Genomic DNA, 17,422 nt, shown 5'->3' on the forward strand with positions numbered 1-17,422 from the left:
CAAACACAACTGCTTGAGCAATAACATTTCCCTATTCCGAATCTCTATCCGTAACCATATCGTTTAACAAAATAATAATGGGAGCGTGGGATGGGAAGGCTGGTTAATATTTTAATTTGTGGTCTATTTCTTGTTTATCCACACATTGCTTTTTCATCAGTTTTAGAAAAATCCGGCAACTGGGAAACAAACCTTAACAGCGAACAAAATGTTTTTTATATACAAAATCATGATCATAACGCCCTCTTAACCTTTTACATTGATGATCATTCAACGCCTTTACTTACGGCTATTTTAACAAATTCCATTTACAATACTGAAAATGTAGTAACATTGGAATTGGAGGCTGGTGACTTCAGAACTATCCTTAGTAAGGATATGGACGCTACCAATAGCCTGACATCTTTTTATAAAGCAGATATTCCCATTGATAAACTTAAAGACTTTATCCATGGAATAACTGCTATGAAAACCGCTACCCTTACTATTGGTGAGCAGGCTGTCCCTATATCCCTTTCAGGAACAACCCCAGTCGTTAATGCAATACTGAAATATTTAACTGATCATAATGTAACCAGTTTTCCGGCTCCATTTACAGTTCAACCAAAAATTGAAATTAAACAAAACAGGAATATTGACGAGGATAAACCTCAGTATAGCGAAACAAAAATTATTGATCAAAATAAACTTGAGTTAGAGAAAAGGTCACATAAAGGAAATTTGAATTATATTGTTATATTTATTGTTTTTATAACGGTTATTCTGTTTGTTTCTATTTTATTTAAAATTTATTCAAAAATAAAAAAAGCTATACAAAACAATAAAGACAAAGAATCAAAGAATAGAAGCGTCCCCTCATCTTATGTAACGCCTATAGAAAACACTAATACAATTAACGATAATAACACTTCTACATTCATAGAGCTTAAGAACAAATATCAACAAGAAAAAACACCTTCATATCCGAAAACGATTTATGAAGAAAAGAACAAAAATTCTTCATCTCAAAGCTACTTAACCAACATAATAAAAAATAACTTTTTTTCGGAAAAAACTAGCACTAAAAATAAAGATGAAGAAATTAGTGATTATCTTAAACAGGTAAAGAAAACCGTAGAAATTAACAAAAATAAGGCTATTGAATTAGCACGAAAAAAACTTCATGAACACCTTCCAACTCTACAAAGAAAATATTCAACACTAGTTAAATATGACGATTATGGAATACCGGATTTATCAAAATGGGAAACACACGTTAACTATTTTATTAACAAAATAATTCTTCCATATCTATTAGATGAAAGAGTTGGACATTATTTTAAGCCTGCTGAGTATGTTGTTCGAAAGGAAATTAAAGCAGTTATCAAAGCCTCCAGAGAAGAAAATGAAGGCACAATAACCAAGCAAGGATTACGTTTTTCTCCAACTATGAAACCCACAACTTATGAAAAATATTGTAATCAACTTCTGGAAGAATCCGGGTGGAAAACAGAACTCACCCCACTTAGTAATGATCAGGGAGCAGATATTATTGCTACGAAAAACAGCGAGACGCTTATTGTTCAATGTAAACTTTATTCAAAACCTATTGGAAACAAGGCCGTTCAAGAGGCTATTTCTGCAAAAAAATTTTATAATGCTCAATATGGTGCTGTGGTTTCGAATCAAGAATATACATCTTCTGCAAGACAATTAGCAAAATCTGACAATATTCTCCTCCTCCACCACGACCAGCTGAAGGACTTTGAGGCGGTAGAAGCTTAAGTTATTGCTGGACTCCAAAGCGTTATGTCATGCTCACCCGTAACAAGGAAGGTGTGGAATGGCTGTTTACATGATTGCTTTTAACGTAATGAAGCTCAACCTTATCAATCGTGATGATCTGAAAATATGTAAAGTTATACAAACATTTCCTGAACACCATATGGTTTACGATGGATTATGGTTTGTTGAAACAGAACACACTCAAGACCATATTTATAATAAAATTACCGATGAGGTTACTCTGGGCAATTTTGAGCTTGTTATTACTGAATGCCCTTACAAACCTAAATTACATCAACTTGCCAGAGAGTGGTTTAGACACATGGATCGGGAATGGAAGATAAAAGGACGGCCTGCTCCTTGGTCGTAAGAAGGTCATTGGTAAGAGCGGTTTTCACTCTTTCGGCCTCGTCTCTTGTTTCAAATGCCAAATGGGTTACACCGCTCCAGTCTGAATATTTATCTCCTGATTTGTTCCGCTTTTCCCTTACCTCATCTTCTATCATTTCATAACTTACAACAGTATATTCACGCTTTTTTACCCAAAGCCTGCGCGTGACTTCCATACCGTTATCAAGATATTTTACTTCAATCATAGTATTTCCTTTCAATGTTCCCACTCGAATCCCATTTCTACACCTGCGGGTCGGATAACCTGAGCAAGGTAGATGAGCAGTGAGGCATCCTGTGTGGTGGGAAGCCAACTACTCACGATGGTGAAGCTCATATTACGGTTATCCCGAACGTAGATTTTCCCCTTTCCTGCAAATAACATCATCAACACCTTGTTGAGTGATGCAATAGAACCGTCCGAAATGTTGGCCGCCGCCTTGGCCAGAATAGCTTGCCGGTAGGTGGTATCATCCAGAGAGAGTTGCCCGTAAAGGGGCGTAACCCCATCCCAGAACGCCCCATTGCCTGGTGTCTGACTAAACGGTCGTGCCAGTAACAACGTTTCCTCACGAAAGCCGAACCAGGTGGTGTTCAGGCTTTTGATGACCCGATCAACACCAACAATCTGCCCCCAGATATTCAGCCCATAGCTTCCTGCCGTATCAATATCCCAGACTTTTTCTATAAACTCCTCCCAAAAACGACGTGGATCCACGTTATCGTTAAAATCCTCCAGCAGCCGTTGCAGGGTTGGGCTATTGGCATATTGGGCAATAATCGTGTCACGATAGTTTATCACTGAAAATTCACCAGAATATGAGCGTCTGTTAATGTTGGGATTTCATCAATACCCACACCAACGCTGATTGCAAAATTCGTTCCATCCCGTGAAACCGTAATTAATGTGGGGTTAGACCACGCCCCTAATGCCTGAATACCCGCATAAAAACGCGAGGCATATACCACAGAACCAATACGCAACCGTGCTGAACCATCCTCACCATTAAAATTGGCCAGCACAGCCTGTTTTACCCGCGCTTCGGCATCAACCGGCTGACCTGGGGAACGGGCCATGTCTACACGCACAGAAATGCTCACGGGCTTGGCTTTCTGGAATGTAATATCATAGGTGGGCAGCGGCTCAGCATACCCATTCTGAGTATCCTCAATCGTAATGGTGGTATCGCCGGTCATATCACAACCAGGGGGCTTCTTGTTCCAGATCGCACGGGCAATTGCTGTATCGTCGCCACCCGCCACGCACACATACAGGCTGTGGGGCTTAAGCTCCACGCCACCCTTGGTAACTGCTGCGCCTGAGGGGTTATCTGTTACATAGGCATCTAACACGCCGTCCATTTGCCGTAACGTGCCAGTGATGGCGGAAAGGGAGTTAACAGCGTTATGGGCTGTTGCCTCTCTACGCCTGGCCTCAAACTGATCTCGACTCTCTACATTCTGGCCGGTAATGCCATCCTGCTCGTTGGTAATGCTATCCCAGCCAGGGATAATCTGGAATATCTGGGTAAGCGTGTCTGCGGGACATTCAATAGGGCCCGTCTGTTCAGCAGCAAACTCGATCTCTACCGTTGAGGTCGCGGGCGATATTGTTCTTGTTTCAGTAGCAGCGTAAATGTTCCCCGCCACATCCTTGGCCCGTGAGCCTTGCTGAATAACCGTGCCCCCTGCCCCACGGCACAGGCACTTTACTACAGTCGATTGGGCGGCCTTGCGGTAAAGGAAGTAGATTTTCCCGATACCATCCTGCATCTTGCCATCAGCAACGGTTGGGTCTACCCCATTGACGTAATATTGCAGCAGACCAAAACAGTCGTTCAGAATGGCTGTTTGCGTTGTCGCAAGCTGGCCTTGGGGGCGTGCGAGCAAAAACCGGTTATCAGCGTTAAAAAACGCCAGAACATTCCCAAATGCGCCGTTAATATCGGTAATAACACCTGTGAGAACATCCACCTCATCCGGCGTTTGCAACCCACGATCGGTAAATAGGGGAACAGGCACAGAGGTCGTCGGTGTAACGGCTGCCAGGGCTTTTTTCTGTTCATCAGAGACTGACATTGAGCTGCTCCCCATTTGTTGTTGTCACCAATATTACCCCTGTGAGGGTGCGCGTTTCCCTGTTCAGGCCAATTTGTGCCAAGGCTTGCGTGACCTCTGGCACATTACGGGCTGCCTCCTCAATACGCTGCCTAATCAACCCCATATGGGGCACAACGCCCAACACATCAGTAAAATGCGGCACGCCCTGGGTTGTGTCATACCACCCCTCGCCCAGAAACAATTTCACCTCATTAGCCACAGCCTGAGCAATGGCATAGGGTTCTGCACATGTGGCGATGTTCCCATAGGCATCAGCCATCAAATCCCACGTAGAGCGGTCTAAAAGAAGGTCGGACATTTTGAGAAAATCCCAATAAAAAACCCTCCACATGGGAGGGGAACGAAAAGTGAAAAAATATATTTTGACTTAATTTAGGCTTTTTCAAACTCAAGGATGCCAGCCGCCTTCTGCACTCTTTCCTTTGCCAACCTATTAAGTTGGGAATGAGAATTCACTAACTTTAAATGTTTTTTGATAACATCATAAGTAATCCCATGATCCAAAAGGGAAACAAAGGCACCATTAACAAACGAAGATGGAACTCCAGATACAACTCCCTGAAAATCTAGACACACGTCTTGACCGCGCTGTAAATATGGCAAAACAGCATGCAAGATTTTATCGCCATCGTCTGATGTATGGCAGTGCTTTGTGTAATCTAAGACTTTTAGAACTGTCATTTTTACCTACTAAAATTCAAAGTTAATAACGTCCTCATCTATTGGATCAGGCCTGAACGAACGAACATATAGTTCTATCTCTACTAACGTTCCTGGATAAGTTCCGTTCAATGAAGTTAATGTTGCCACTTTTCCTTTATCTGTTGTCCCATTCAACGAAAGCATTGCTTTACCAGATATTATATGGACACAACTTTTGCAATTGTCCACAATATTTTTTGTCAACTCAAATAGGCCTACGCCACGATTATTAGGTTTAGAAGCTGAAGAATGCCCATCTCCTACCGCCCATTCAAGAGCCGCTCCATCATTTAATTCTGGTATTTTTTTCCTTGTTGTAGTGGGAATACCAACCCCAATATCACTAACGCAAATAACAATTTTGCTGAAATCCGGATTTCTTGCATAAGGATAAAATTGAGAAAAAAGATATCCAATTTTTTGTGTTGAGTGATCATCAACGTTTCTAAATAACTCTTGAATATTGCTTTCCAAAGTTCTTAGCTGCTCTGTATTATATTTTAAATGACAAGAAAGCCAACTTACTAAGTTATTTTCTAACCACACGTGACTCTCTGAGTTTGCTAAATCCTTCCACAGCAATGTTGATGAATCAACTGTATGATTTTTTATATTGTCTTTATTATTAAAAAAATCAGATAACCCACACCTGTTTAAATAACGAATAGCCTCATTCTCTTCATCTAATCCATAAATTACTATACCACACCGCTTACTAATTAAGTACTGAACTATACTTGCAAACAAGGCAATCCCAGAAGGTTCAGCGAAAGATAAATTCGAAAAATCAAATCTATATAATTCAGATAAAGACCTATCAGCTGGCAAAATTTCTTTTAAAAGATAATCTATTTGACTTCTTTTTAAATATTTTGGAATTGACACATTTTTGACTGTGCACAGACGCGTCATCTAATATCACCATAATCCGATAGCATGTTAAACAGCTTATACGATCACTAATTACAAATTATCAACGTTTATTTTTTCTTTACTTTATCCTACTCTGCCTTCCCCGTTGTTCCACTTCCTGTCTCAACTCCGCCATGAACGTGGTTTTGCAGGCTGATGGAGCCGGATTTTACGTCACCCTGGGCTGTGATAGAGCCTGTTACCTCCAAGTCCCCCGTGATTTTAATCGGTTTATTGGAGATCAACTCTATGCCACCGTCAGGATCAAACCGAATAATATGTTCAGCGGATTTATCAGAATGGAGATTCTGGATAAAAACAGCATCTTCCCAGGCGTGGGTGCGTAATGTTTCGGGGGCATCGTCCTTGAACCCGTCTTTTACCCTGGAGATATCACGTTGAGAAAAGCAGACAAAACCAATATCTCCTTCCACCGGATCAACCTGGATGAGACAATTGCCGCCCTGAACATACCCATAGGGCACGTCAAATATCTTCCCATGGGGAATAGCCTCACCTGTTGGTGTTATCTGGTGCACCATGGGCGTGCAGGTGAGGCGCCTTTTGGCTCTATCCACCTTCACCACACGGGCAGGAATAGACGTGTTCACGTTCTGTTTGATGTGGCGGTCGATATGGAATGTCTGAGCATTATACGGCTCCTGCACCTGAGCTGGCGTTGCAAACCCAAAATAGCGTTTTTCCTGTGCCATAATCTACCCTACAAATGGAAAACTATCATCATCGTCATCGTCGCTGTCATTAGCATCAGCCCCATTTGGTGCCGAAAAATCTGAATGTTCCTGGCTGTTGGGCAGATACCCGACAACGGTTGCGTTGAGATCGGTAAACCATGGCCCACCATTAATTTCACTGGAGAGCTGGTGTGTTATCCCGTGCACGGTGTAATAACCCGCAGCACCAAAAAAATCGCTCTCGACCTTGATCAAATCCCCATTGCGGATATCATTTCTGAACAATGTTCTCAGGCCAATAATCGCCCCGTTGAAACTGGGATAGCCAATAAGGCCGGTCTGCTTGTTTACCAGCACATAGCCCGCTCTGGTCACCGCCTCCTTACCCTGCAAATCTTGTCGGTAATAGCCGGAAACCTGCTCTACCGGTTTGCCACTATAAGTCTGCCTATGGCCGCCCTCTGGCCAGATGGCAATAACCCCATTTTCGATAATATAGTTGAAATTCCCCAATAAGGAGCATTTTTCAATCTGGGCCCGGACATCGCCTGAGAGATACGGATTGCGCAACACAGTGGTCACGCCATTATTCTCGAAAACCATATCGTTTTCATCAGCGAGCTGTTTGATAATCTGGGCGGCCTCGATCTCGCCCTCGTAGCTGGTTACTGTATGAGGTGTTAGGTAAACGTTACCCAATGAAGCCGCCTGAATAAACATGAACGGGTCTGGAGCAGAGGTAAAATCGGCATAGCTCTGGATCAGAAAGCCATTAAACACACGGCTAAGCCTGTCTGGCCCATCGCCTGCATAAATGCTCACCTGAATATTTTTGGTGCCATCGTTGAATTTAAATGTGGCAGGGTTCCCAAACTGGCTGAGCGCTGCCATATTCTCCCGGCTCATATTGTAAATCTGTATCTGGGCCTGGGGCTGGGTTTGCCCGCCAAATACGACGATAGAGCAATTGATCCGGTAGTTCCTGAAAGGGAGCCCAGATTTACGCTGCCCTTGAGACCTCAGAGAAACATCCTCATAACTATAGGTGTGGTAATTGAGCTTTTTCTGCCCTTCTGGGATTTCCACCGTGACCGTTAAATAGCGGTGGTTAAACGGGCTCTGATTAATTGGGCTATTGAGTGTTTCACTCATTGTAATTTGGCCTCACTGTCCCACACCAGAATATACCGGCTGCCAAAGCCTGTAAAAAACGGATCTGAATTGCCCTGCATATCGTAGAATGTTAAATCCCCCCTGAAACCCAGATAGGCCAGCTGGATCATCGGCACGTTATTGCGGCACTGCATGCCCAGAATAACCGGTTCACCAGCCAGATACACGTCTATAAACGTGCCAATATTGAGTTTGGTATCAATCCTCAACTGCACATTCTGCCCACCCAACCCAACACGAACATTCTGGTTGGAGACCGGATTGAGGGGAATGAGCTGTTTAACCACGGGGAACCTCACCGAATGTATTGGTTAACGCATCAAAATACTGCACGCGGGCTGTTTGCAGGCTGTTCATTTCCGCTGTTGTCGTGTAGCCCTGATCCTCTGAACTGGTGACCACACCGGTTTTGGTGTTTTTCCATGTGGTGGTGGCATAAAGCCGCACCTCCTGAAGGGTGAGCAGGGCATTCACCAGCTGTACACCCCCTTGCGATGTGCGTTGATAATTGATGCTGGTCACATTCAGGTTGATATACCAGGAGTCAGGGGTTTGTAAGGCGTAAAGCTGTGTATCAACCCGCATATCCTCTAATAGCCTCATAAAAACCTTACGCACAGCCTCCGTGCTGCCGCAGCTTATGCCAACTTGATAAGTGTTTGGACTAAGGGTTTTGTTATAGGAAATAAAATCCCCACCCTCCAGTGGCGCATTGGCAATATTGCTCTGGCCAGAAAACTGCACCTGGTAATACACAAGGGCATTCCTATCTGTGCCAACATCCCCAAAAGCATCCTTGAGGCTATTCTGATTATACAAAACCCATCTGGTGTTAATAAAATCGTCCAGGTAATCAAACGCCACACTGGAGAGAAAACCACTCCCCGTAGTGGCGAGCAATCCCCCAACCACAACATTTACCCCTTCAGGCGGCCGCTTTAACGCAGGCACACCCGCATCATTCGGAACGTTGGGATAAAGAGGTTTTTCAATGGGAGGCTTAGCCATTATTGCGTTCCTGTATTCGCCTGCCAGGCATTGGGTAAGGCGGCCATCTGAACGCTCCTGGAAAACTCTTTAGCGCTATTCGCATTAACGTTGATTGGCCCATGAATATTGATGGACGTGCTATTATCCGTTGAGGTGTTGGTATTGATAGGCCCTGCTGCCCGTTGGGCTGCTAACATGGTGTTTCCACCTGCTGCCAAGCCATTACGAACGAAAGCCTGGGTCTGATGTAAGTTCTTGATAAGATTATCTGCTATTTGACCTCGCGACCTTTGCTCACCTACCCGATCTCTAGGCCGCTCATAATCAACAAATGCTCCAGCCGCTTCATAAGCATTTCTGGCAGCTTTTAATTTTGCATTGGCTCTTTTTTCTGTTGTATTGAGTTCATGGATTATAAAACGAGCTTGGTCGATGAAAGATGAACTGTGAATATCCTTACCAGACCATTTTTTAAATAACGCCTGTCTGTCAGGGTGCCATTGGCCGAGACCATAAGCAAGGCCACCATCTCCCTTGTCAGATTTTTCATTTAAACTGCTCTCTTTTACAAGATTGGCAACAATCCCTATTGACTGATCTCGCGTATATCCACCCTCCTTTTGGAACAACTCAACCAAAGCATCTGTTCTGCCAGAAGAGCCAACACCGCCAATATTTCCCATACCGCCCATATAAGGCCTATAAGGGATTTCAGCGCCTCTTGCTGGTGAAATGGGGTTCAGGTAAGATAAAGGCCCCAAAGGGCCAGGAATAACAGCATCTGTTTTATTCGATGTTTTTGCTATGGAAGCCAAACTGCCCGAACCGGATACTTGGGCATCAGCAATCTGTTTTCCTGTTATACCATCTAATGCTTTTTTGGTGCCATCAAATTTGGAAAGCAGATCAAGGGCTGTTATTATCACCTGAATGGCCGTGCCAACAATACCAATAGCTGCCGTAAACCTTGCCAGGTTCCCCAATTTTGACGTTACCGTTGCAGCGGCTGCTTCTGTTTCTACCACCTTCGCCATAGCAATAGTTGAGCGCGCTATACCTAATGCTGCCCGTATGGGAACAAATACCCCACCAATAGCCAGAACAATGCCTGTAGCTGCAGTAAATAAAGCTACGGACTCTGCAATCCTATTGGCGGCATCTGGATGTCGTTCAGCAAATTCAGCTGCTTCAGAAATAATTTTTGAAATGGCTTCAAGTGAAGGCTCAATATCATGAGCAATAGCATACTGAAACCTCCCCCATTGCGCCTGTATCTCACGCACGTTTTTATCCAGCCGCTTATCAGCCTCAACATCATAGTTTTTGGTCAAGTCTCCAGCACGTGACATTGACTGCTGAAAATTCCCAAAATTAGCAAACCAGTTGGCAACATTACCACTAAAGCCAGCTGTTTCTTTATAATCTGTTGACCTCACCCCTTGGTTTCTATCACGAGCACGCTCTATCTCATCCATTCGGCGAACTAATTCAATGGGGTCTAAATTGGCTGCATCTCCAATACCTAAAACATCTCTTGCAAAATGCAAAATCCTTCCACCCGTGCCATTCCTCTGAAGGACATCGGTTTGCTCTTCTCTAATCGCCTCTAATGCCTGTTGACCTTCCTCTTGGCTAGCACCACCAAGCAAACCAGCTACACGCCATTTGTAGAGGTTTTTAGGATCAACCTGGATACGCTCAGCTACCCTGGCAATATCAGCGCCTTGTTGAGCAACAGACGTTACAGTTTTGGCAATAGCCGAAAGTGAGGCTCCACCTGCAGCAACAGCTGCGAGTGAGAGAAGCGTATCACGCAGGGAAGCCACGTTGTCACGCCGATAGCGCATGATACGCGCCTCCTCAGCCGCCTGTTGGCGTTGTGTTGTTAATGATCGCTTGGCATTCACTACACCCTGATCTGTTATTTTCTTTTCTTCACGAACTTGACGATTCTTATACTCGGTAGTCCCCTCATATAGAGCTATCACTGAAGCTAAAGTTTCTTTTCCGTATCTCTGCTGTTCCGTTAAATCTTCATCTCTAATAGATTTTAATTTATCGAAAGAGCGTTTTATTTCTGTAGGAGTAGCCCCAAGCGCTTGCCCCAACGTTTTAATCGCAGCACGAGCTTTACGATCTGTATTGGTAAGCCCCGCCAATAACGCCTTAGCTGCATCCTGTGCATCTGCACTGCCGCCAATAAACCCTGAGGCATCCATGTCGAGGGTTACGCCAAAAAAGTAATCTTTATCTGCCATTTTGTGGCTCCACTTGCGCTTCTTTCATCGCTTCAGACTGATTAGTGCCTTGCACCGCCATAATTTCCAGCAGGTCGTAGAGGTCTTTCACCCCGTAAAAACTCTGCAATTCCCGCAACGAGGCAAGCCCAGCCATAATAGCCAGACTTACAGTGTTGGGGACGTTTCGTGTGACATAGCCGCCCCTACCGTTCTCAGCCTGCGGTAAATTGAGGGGACGGCGGGCATAAAAAAATCGGTATGCAGCCTGAACGCCTCTGCCCGTAAGGTAACAATCGTTGAGGAATCCTCTATACTATCCCTGTCAAATGGCTGTTCCTCGCCGGATTTCCCCATAGAGATACAGGCCATGAGCGGAGCCAATACGCGTTCCTGCTCCTCAAACGGCAATTGCATAAAAATACGCAAGCCCAGCACAGAAACAAGTTGGGCAGGCGTGGCTTCACGTTGTGTTTCAGCGGCCTCAACCGCCTGCTGTTCCGCCTCTGCCTGGGCCCGTTTGATAGCGGGGTGCTCTTTACTCATACCTGAGGGCGGTTTGATCTCTGGCACAACTGGCTCAGTAAATGCCTCCCTGATACTATCAGAGAGCATCATCATTAGACCGTTTTCTGATTGCAGGGCGCATCGATAAACCGTGCTGATCAACTCCCTGCCCCATTCCTCACAATCATAAGCACTCATTTCACGAATGAGGAAGGTTTTCCCTTTATCTCGACCCTGTTTGATGGTGATGGTTTTTTCTCTTCTGGACATAGATACCTCAATAAGGAGCTGGTAATGATTTTGTAAAGGTCATCTGGAAGGTTTGGGCGGCCTGCACACGCTCATGGGCTGGTAGAGGGGTATAGTTGGTTAGAGCCCCGTTAATAAGCGCGTAACCCCTTTGCAAGGCTGGAATTTTCAAGGTCGCATTCATTTCCAGTGTTTCGCGCAAGGTTTGCTGGATACTGTAGATGGTTTCCATAAACTCTGCCGTGTCGCTATCGGGCATAATGGAAAAATCAAACTGCACCAGGTTGGGCACCCAGCCAAAATGGGCCTTGCCATCAACACCTAAAACAACCTCAGACGTTGTTTGGGCTGCTACAGCAAAGGCGCGGTCTGCCGCCCATCCCTCTAACTCATATGGCACGCCGAGGATGGAAGAAAACTGGCTAAGGTCTATACCCGTAATGCCAGAAAGAGAATTAGCTACTCCACGAGAGGTAGCCGTTACAACCAGAACGGAATTGGCCGATGTAATGGAACGATTAACCATATTACTGCACCTCAATACTGGCTAGGTGGATACGCTGAACGGACTGACCATCAACGTAATAGAATTCGCACGGCGGAGAGGCCCTCAATACGCGAGCCTGTGGGGCGACGGCCTCTGCCCGCACTGAGAGGAACCAACCCCGTGTTTGCAGCGCATTGACGGCAGCCTGCCCGTATTTGGCTGAAATATTCTGCTTTTGCTCGTCTGAGAGGGTAATGTTTGGCCGGATCGCCCCAAATGCCAACGCCTGATTAATTGTGGACTGCATGGCGTTTTCAATAAACGCTGACCCCGTCGTATTATAGGGAATGTTGCCTTTATTGATCAGCAAATTAACAAGGGCGGCCCTGAACGCCCTATTGAGCCATATCTGGTCGATATAGCTATCCGCCCATAGCCATTCACCCGTAACAGAACCAGGGTAGAGGAAATTAAACGCCTGTGTGCTAGAAGCGTAATCCCCATAAAAATTATAGCCCTTACTCTCCAAAATATTCGCCACACGCATGTCATTAACAGAGGCGGCTAATCCAGTTTGTCTACGGAATGCAAATGTATAACGCCCGTCTGTCGCTGTAAAATCCAGACAGGCAGGAATAGAGGCAACAAACGCTGCATGGAGTGGATCGTGATAGATAGGGAATATTCCGTTAAATTGCAGGGTTTTAATGCGCTCTGCCCAGGTCTGCCCCACTGGCTGGCTGGTAATAGCCTCGGATGTGTCGTGTAAAATTGCCATCACAGCACGATTTTGAGCGTCCGTCCATTGCGCCAGTGGTGTTTTAAGATCAGCAGGATCAAACGCACAAAAGAACGTTGCCCATTTCTGGTTTTTATGCCTTATAGCTGTCATAATGCTATCAGGGCTTGGATTATCTGCCGCCAGAGACTGCACCGCCCCAGTGAGGGATGTTAGACGTAGAGGTGCGGCCAGTGTTGTTCCGGTTGCAGCAAACCCCACACTGGACTCTGATCCTGTTTTTGCACTGCTGATAACAAAGCCATTATTGCCAGAGCTGAAATTAACAATTAATGGATCGCCACCGGCATGCTGCATATTGGCTGAAATATAATCAGCCGCATCTGAAAAACTTCTCACTGAAGAAAATACCAGATTATCAGCTGTATAGTTTATACCATCAACAATAATGGCCAGACTCCCAGATAGAGACTGCAACTCAGTCAATGTCATACCTGATAAATCGCCCCCCTCCAGATAGGCAGAGGTTGAGGTTGTAGGGAAAAACGCAACCAACAACTCGTTAGGCAGGTTTGTTGAGCCCGTAAAACCTCGAAAGTAAACCTGGGCCTGGCGGTATTCCAGGCTATCGTAGCCCAGTTTGTGGCCGATATCCTCAGCTGTTGTAAATGATAATACAACCCCGTTAGGAATGGCTGCATTCTGGCTAAGCATTAACCCGACAAGCGTGTTCTGGCTCTGCCCCACTGGCAAAACCTTGGGATCAATCTGGACAATATCGTTCAGTTCAATGGACATGGGAACTCCAATAAAAAAGCCCCCAAAACGGGGGCTGGTTGGTTAAGCTATTTTCTTTCTCTTCTTCTTGCGTTCCTGCAAGTTGAGGAAAACAAGCTGATCTATACGGTGCTGCATGTAATCTTGAATGCGACGCTTGCCAGAGAAATTGAACCACAGGCGCAATAGCTCATGATGAAACAACCACCGACCCGTTTCCCTGCTACGTTGAAGACGATAAACAGCCCTTGTGTTGAAAGCAAATTCCCTGCACCAGCCAGAGGCTAGCGTTACAAGATTGCCACGCCGGAATGAGCCATAACCCATATCATCAAGGAAGTTCTTCATCGGTAGATAGCGCTCAAATATTTGGCTATCCTGTAAATGAATAAGCTCTTTCTCGATGTTGATCGCACCACTTGCCAGCTGAACGGTTGCTCTCGTCGATGCCTGAACACTCGCTTCAATCAACGCGACTTTAGCTAATACATCCGAAAGCTGGTCAGTAGAGACAACTTTATGTTGCTGATCTCTTAACTGGTTTTCAGCCCAGATAAAATAACGGCGAATAAGCTTACCCTGCTCGTTATTTTCTACCATCGCAAGCTCTTTGGCCATGTCGAGGGAGATTACATACTGTTTTTTATTATGACCACCTGAACCTTTTTGCTCCCCCATTTTGGGGAACAAAATATTGTAATCTTCTTTCTCTATAAATCCATATTTAGTTATTCTTTCATCAATCCAAGTTGAATAATCTCTTCCAACTCCTAATCCCTTATGCAAATCCCTGGCATCAGCAATCCCTAAAACTTTCCTCCCGCCAATAACAACCTCTGTCGCTGTGCAGAAAGTTGCAACTGCCTGAAACTGCTCAGGAATAGAATTGTTGGAATTTTGGGTAACTTGTGTTACATTGTTCATGTATTTAGCTTTCTAGCTAGATGTTTCGAGAGAAGCAGCAGATGAACTTGTCGAGGGTGCGTCTGCTGTTTTTTTGTTTTCTGCCAATTTCATTCTCTCAATACAAAATAAAATCTGGCCGTTTATCGAGCGTTTATTCTCTATAGATTGCTCTCTTACCCATTTCTTCAAATCATCAGGTATCCGCAATCTATAATGTGTCGATTGACTCATTGTTTAATTTCCTATCCATTATGACACCCTTATGGGTCATGTTCCAAATATATACCAACATGCGTTATTGAAGTCAATTCCAAAATGAGGCATAAATGCGTTATGACAGAAGAAACCGCACATTTCAGATTAAGAATTCCTCAAGACCTAAAAAAAGAGGTAGAGGTATCAGCAAAAGCAAACAATCGTTCTATTAATGCTGAAATCTTGTATGCCTTGGTAGAGTATTATTCAAAAATTGCTAATGAATCTCCCATCCTTTCTTCTTTGCGAGAAGAAGGGGAAGTTTTAGTATCAATAGATAAATTGTCACATGAAAAAGTTTCAAGCTGGAAAAGTAAAGAAGATATAACTAAAAAAGATATCAAAGAAATAAAATCTTTATTTGATAAATACTTAACTGCTTACAATCGAAATGAGCCTTTTAGAAAAAAAACCTTAGAATTTATTCCAAGCATTTTATTGCTTTTAGAAAAATTAAAAAGCTAATTTACGTTAAATGGATTTGTCTCTTAAACCTGAGACTTTCTAAACCCCCACCTCAATAACAGACGGGTCTCGATCGGTGCTTTTCTGGGACTGGAGAATAACGTTGTTATATTGCAGCAGCACATCGACCGTCCACCGCTCCTCGTAGAGGTCACTCTCGTTGATCAGGGCGGTTTGGTGCACCTCATCTGCATAGAGCGGGCTGGTGTGGGCCGTATACCGGGCAAACCAGGTGGCGGCATCAACGTCACGAAATAACTGGGCTAGAATTGTGGCTCTATCCTGTGAACCGTCTCTGAAAAAATCGATCTGATAGCGTAGTTTGATCGGCTGGACTGAGAGCTTTCCGGTCGCTGAATAGCTGCTGCGATTGGTCGATAGCCTCACCTGGGTAATAGGGGTAATCAACGCAAAGGGCTGACCAGGGGTTACATTATAATTCGTCTGCCCGTACTCAACCTGTAACCCTGGGAATAGATCGATCAGATAGGCCCTGAGCGCTACAATAACCCCAGAAATACGGGCATCTACAGGCCCCGTATCTGTGCCGGCCCCCTCGGCCTCTGGGGAGGTTCGTACACATCCGCAACCTCCTGGCGTTTGACAATGATTTTGCTCCACCCGTCCTGTCTCCAATCCTCTAATACCTGAACAACCATCCACGTTTGCCCACGGAACACCAACATATCCTGTGCTTTTTGTTCACCCCTACGCATGCCCTCAATAGCAGAGTTTGTATAAACAGCCATAAACGTGCCCTGCTGATTGATATTATCCAAATGCTGCAAATCGTCAGAGGCTAGGGGTTGGATATTGCCAGTTATAGCAACGTCTCTATATTGGGGTGTTGTGTTGCCTAAAACGTCTCGATAGGTTTTGATAAACTGTTTCCACACAATAGGCTCGTTAGGGCTGATACGGCGCGTTAAACTATTGGCCAGACCTCTAAGATTCATCGGTTTCCCCTACCCATGAGGTAATAGAATCACGCATAGTGCCACCCTGGGAACCTCCTTTGCTTGCCCCAATGAGAGGATTGTCAAACCCCTTGCGGGCAATTGTTGAGAGTGCATTCCCTGGATGTTTAAACGCGTCGATCGTGTTTTTAATATCTTTAGCCATAGCATCCCCCAAATCCTCTAGTATCGACTGGGCTTTATCGGGCCTGGTAGCAAAATTGCTTTTCAAATCATTACCCCATTTCCCCTCGTTAGCCTCAATCGTCTGGCGCATAAAGGGTCGTGGGGGGATATGCTGCACGCTATCACCTTCTGCATTCGTCCGCGCTGTGCCAAACTCGTTAGCGCGCGCCACGAGCGCAATAGGCGTGCCGTCTGGATAATCTGGCTCGCTGCCCGGCTCTGCCCCAATTCCAACCCTCAACGTGAGTCGTTCTGGTGTTTTGGCAAACTGGTTGAGGAGGGCCTGCAAATCCTTAAGTTGTCTCCCCTTAAAACCAAACCCATTTTTCATGGCAGCCTCCGGAATGCGTTAGAGGGTGGTGGGATATACTCAAAATGAAATAGGCTCTGAATCATCTGCCAGAACGTTGCCCCATACTGGGTTTGCTGATACCAAGCGGCATTTGGACTGGTAGCGCCCAGCCCATCACTGGAAACCGAAACACTCCCCTCGGTCGCTGAAGCAATGCGCCCGACTACGCCAGGGGTAACACTCGTTTTCCCCTCTCCATCTACTCCAGGAGAAACAGCGTTGAGTTTCAGCACCGCCAGATGGGCAACTAACAACCACAACAAAACCCTGCGCTGTGTGAGATCAACAACCTCGGAACAGCCCATGTTATCGAGCAATATTTCAGCCTGGGCAAACAGATTTTCAGCCACAACTTCCGTTACGGCAGGCACCAGTTCAGGGTAGACCTGTCCCCAATCAGAGAAAACGAACGCTACCCAGTTCTCGCTCATATTCACTTCCCTAAAAAATAAGCCTTCATGACGTAGGCAATAGCCCACACGACAGCGATGAAACAAACAGCAACAAATCGCCACGCCTCCATATGATCAAGCATTATCAAAACTCCTTGTACGGGATT

Annotated in this window: 24 protein-coding genes; 3 read left to right on the plus strand and 21 right to left on the minus strand. The window is 45.0% G+C overall.

Annotation, left to right across the window (positions count from 1 at the left end; all coding sequences use genetic code 11):
• Positions 1 to 90 precede the first annotated feature (90 nt).
• Together JGUZn3_RS10545 and JGUZn3_RS10550 are read left to right on the plus strand one after the other, a co-directional pair.
• Positions 91 to 1,764 carry a restriction endonuclease gene (locus tag JGUZn3_RS10545; protein WP_203413467.1) on the plus strand — a complete coding sequence of 558 codons (1,674 nt, stop codon included), beginning with the start codon at positions 91 to 93 and terminating at the stop codon, positions 1,762 to 1,764.
• 58 nt (positions 1,765 to 1,822) lie between these two features.
• Positions 1,823 to 2,134 (plus strand): hypothetical protein, encoded by a 312-nt coding sequence (locus JGUZn3_RS10550; protein ID WP_203413468.1) that lies wholly within the window; start codon positions 1,823 to 1,825, stop codon positions 2,132 to 2,134.
• Here the strand turns inward: JGUZn3_RS10550 and JGUZn3_RS10555 are convergent.
• From JGUZn3_RS10555 to JGUZn3_RS12970, 17 genes are all read right to left on the minus strand, one after another.
• Complete coding sequence (locus JGUZn3_RS10555; protein ID WP_203413469.1) at positions 2,079 to 2,360, minus strand: hypothetical protein; 282 nt, start codon at positions 2,358 to 2,360, stop codon at positions 2,079 to 2,081. The genes JGUZn3_RS10550 and JGUZn3_RS10555 overlap by 56 nt on opposite strands.
• Positions 2,361 to 2,371: 11 nt before the next feature.
• On the minus strand, positions 2,372 to 2,956 hold the full coding sequence (locus JGUZn3_RS10560) for a DUF2612 domain-containing protein (protein ID WP_203413470.1): 585 nt from the start codon (positions 2,954 to 2,956) through the stop codon (positions 2,372 to 2,374).
• On the minus strand, positions 2,953 to 4,233 hold the full coding sequence (locus tag JGUZn3_RS10565) for a baseplate J/gp47 family protein (protein ID WP_203413471.1): 1,281 nt from the start codon (positions 4,231 to 4,233) through the stop codon (positions 2,953 to 2,955). Before JGUZn3_RS10565 ends, JGUZn3_RS10560 begins: the two co-directional genes overlap by 4 nt.
• Positions 4,220 to 4,573: a hypothetical protein gene (locus JGUZn3_RS10570; protein ID WP_203413472.1), complete on the minus strand. Its 354-nt coding sequence runs from the start codon at positions 4,571 to 4,573 to the stop codon at positions 4,220 to 4,222. Before JGUZn3_RS10570 ends, JGUZn3_RS10565 begins: the two co-directional genes overlap by 14 nt.
• A gap of 74 nt (positions 4,574 to 4,647) precedes the next feature.
• Positions 4,648 to 4,956 (minus strand): STAS-like domain-containing protein, encoded by a 309-nt coding sequence (locus JGUZn3_RS10575; RefSeq protein WP_203413473.1) that lies wholly within the window; start codon positions 4,954 to 4,956, stop codon positions 4,648 to 4,650.
• A 9-nt stretch (positions 4,957 to 4,965) separates the two neighbouring features.
• Positions 4,966 to 5,862 (minus strand): hypothetical protein, encoded by an 897-nt coding sequence (locus tag JGUZn3_RS10580; RefSeq protein WP_203413474.1) that lies wholly within the window; start codon positions 5,860 to 5,862, stop codon positions 4,966 to 4,968.
• Between the two features lie 116 nt (positions 5,863 to 5,978).
• Positions 5,979 to 6,602, minus strand: coding sequence for a Gp138 family membrane-puncturing spike protein (locus tag JGUZn3_RS10585; RefSeq protein ID WP_203413475.1), 624 nt, complete (start codon positions 6,600 to 6,602; stop codon positions 5,979 to 5,981).
• Positions 6,603 to 6,605: 3 nt separating this feature from the next.
• Positions 6,606 to 7,736 (minus strand): hypothetical protein, encoded by a 1,131-nt coding sequence (locus tag JGUZn3_RS10590; RefSeq protein WP_203413476.1) that lies wholly within the window; start codon positions 7,734 to 7,736, stop codon positions 6,606 to 6,608.
• On the minus strand, positions 7,733 to 8,044 hold the full coding sequence (locus tag JGUZn3_RS10595; protein ID WP_203413477.1) for a phage baseplate plug family protein: 312 nt from the start codon (positions 8,042 to 8,044) through the stop codon (positions 7,733 to 7,735). Before JGUZn3_RS10595 ends, JGUZn3_RS10590 begins: the two co-directional genes overlap by 4 nt.
• Positions 8,037 to 8,765, minus strand: a complete 729-nt coding sequence (locus JGUZn3_RS10600; protein ID WP_203413478.1) for a phage baseplate protein — start codon at positions 8,763 to 8,765, stop codon at positions 8,037 to 8,039. Before JGUZn3_RS10600 ends, JGUZn3_RS10595 begins: the two co-directional genes overlap by 8 nt.
• Complete coding sequence (locus tag JGUZn3_RS10605) at positions 8,765 to 11,005, minus strand: phage tail tip lysozyme (protein WP_203413479.1); 2,241 nt, start codon at positions 11,003 to 11,005, stop codon at positions 8,765 to 8,767. The genes JGUZn3_RS10600 and JGUZn3_RS10605 overlap by 1 nt, the downstream gene beginning before the upstream one ends.
• Entirely contained in the window at positions 10,995 to 11,141 is a 147-nt protein-coding gene (locus tag JGUZn3_RS10610; RefSeq protein ID WP_203413480.1) for a hypothetical protein, read from the minus strand. The genes JGUZn3_RS10605 and JGUZn3_RS10610 overlap by 11 nt, the downstream gene beginning before the upstream one ends.
• 11 nt (positions 11,142 to 11,152) lie before the next feature.
• Positions 11,153 to 11,761, minus strand: coding sequence for a hypothetical protein (locus tag JGUZn3_RS10615; protein WP_203413481.1), 609 nt, complete (start codon positions 11,759 to 11,761; stop codon positions 11,153 to 11,155).
• Positions 11,762 to 11,768: 7 nt separating this feature from the next.
• Complete coding sequence (locus tag JGUZn3_RS10620; protein ID WP_203413482.1) at positions 11,769 to 12,266, minus strand: phage tail fiber protein; 498 nt, start codon at positions 12,264 to 12,266, stop codon at positions 11,769 to 11,771.
• A gap of 1 nt (position 12,267) precedes the next feature.
• A complete protein-coding gene (locus tag JGUZn3_RS10625) occupies positions 12,268 to 13,764 on the minus strand; it encodes a DUF3383 family protein (RefSeq protein WP_203413483.1) in 1,497 nt (498 codons plus the stop codon).
• A 42-nt stretch (positions 13,765 to 13,806) separates the two neighbouring features.
• The gene (locus tag JGUZn3_RS10630) at positions 13,807 to 14,667 is read right to left on the minus strand and encodes an antA/AntB antirepressor family protein (protein WP_203413484.1); all 861 of its coding nucleotides are present in this window, start codon (positions 14,665 to 14,667) and stop codon (positions 13,807 to 13,809) included.
• Positions 14,668 to 14,679: 12 nt separating this feature from the next.
• Positions 14,680 to 14,880 (minus strand): Arc family DNA-binding protein, encoded by a 201-nt coding sequence (locus JGUZn3_RS12970; protein ID WP_203413485.1) that lies wholly within the window; start codon positions 14,878 to 14,880, stop codon positions 14,680 to 14,682.
• 102 nt (positions 14,881 to 14,982) lie between these two features.
• On the opposite strand from JGUZn3_RS12970, the gene JGUZn3_RS10640 reads away from it, so the two are divergent.
• On the plus strand, positions 14,983 to 15,369 hold the full coding sequence (locus JGUZn3_RS10640) for an Arc family DNA-binding protein (RefSeq protein ID WP_203413486.1): 387 nt from the start codon (positions 14,983 to 14,985) through the stop codon (positions 15,367 to 15,369).
• Positions 15,370 to 15,408: 39 nt separating this feature from the next.
• On the opposite strand, the gene JGUZn3_RS10645 is transcribed toward JGUZn3_RS10640, so the two are convergent.
• From JGUZn3_RS10645 to JGUZn3_RS10660, 4 genes are read right to left on the minus strand one after another with little or no spacing between them, the layout of a single operon-like run.
• Positions 15,409 to 15,990, minus strand: a complete 582-nt coding sequence (locus JGUZn3_RS10645; protein WP_203413487.1) for a phage neck terminator protein — start codon at positions 15,988 to 15,990, stop codon at positions 15,409 to 15,411.
• The gene (locus JGUZn3_RS10650; RefSeq protein ID WP_203413488.1) at positions 15,897 to 16,325 is read right to left on the minus strand and encodes a phage collar protein; all 429 of its coding nucleotides are present in this window, start codon (positions 16,323 to 16,325) and stop codon (positions 15,897 to 15,899) included. Before JGUZn3_RS10650 ends, JGUZn3_RS10645 begins: the two co-directional genes overlap by 94 nt.
• Positions 16,315 to 16,842, minus strand: coding sequence for a hypothetical protein (locus JGUZn3_RS10655; protein WP_203413489.1), 528 nt, complete (start codon positions 16,840 to 16,842; stop codon positions 16,315 to 16,317). The genes JGUZn3_RS10650 and JGUZn3_RS10655 overlap by 11 nt, the downstream gene beginning before the upstream one ends.
• The gene (locus JGUZn3_RS10660; RefSeq protein WP_203413490.1) at positions 16,839 to 17,294 is read right to left on the minus strand and encodes a DUF4054 domain-containing protein; all 456 of its coding nucleotides are present in this window, start codon (positions 17,292 to 17,294) and stop codon (positions 16,839 to 16,841) included. The genes JGUZn3_RS10655 and JGUZn3_RS10660 overlap by 4 nt, the downstream gene beginning before the upstream one ends.
• Between the last annotated feature and the right edge of the window lie 128 nt (positions 17,295 to 17,422).

It is taken from the genome of Entomobacter blattae (genome assembly GCF_014672835.1).
GTDB classification, from domain to species: Bacteria; Pseudomonadota; Alphaproteobacteria; order Acetobacterales; family Acetobacteraceae; genus Entomobacter; species Entomobacter blattae.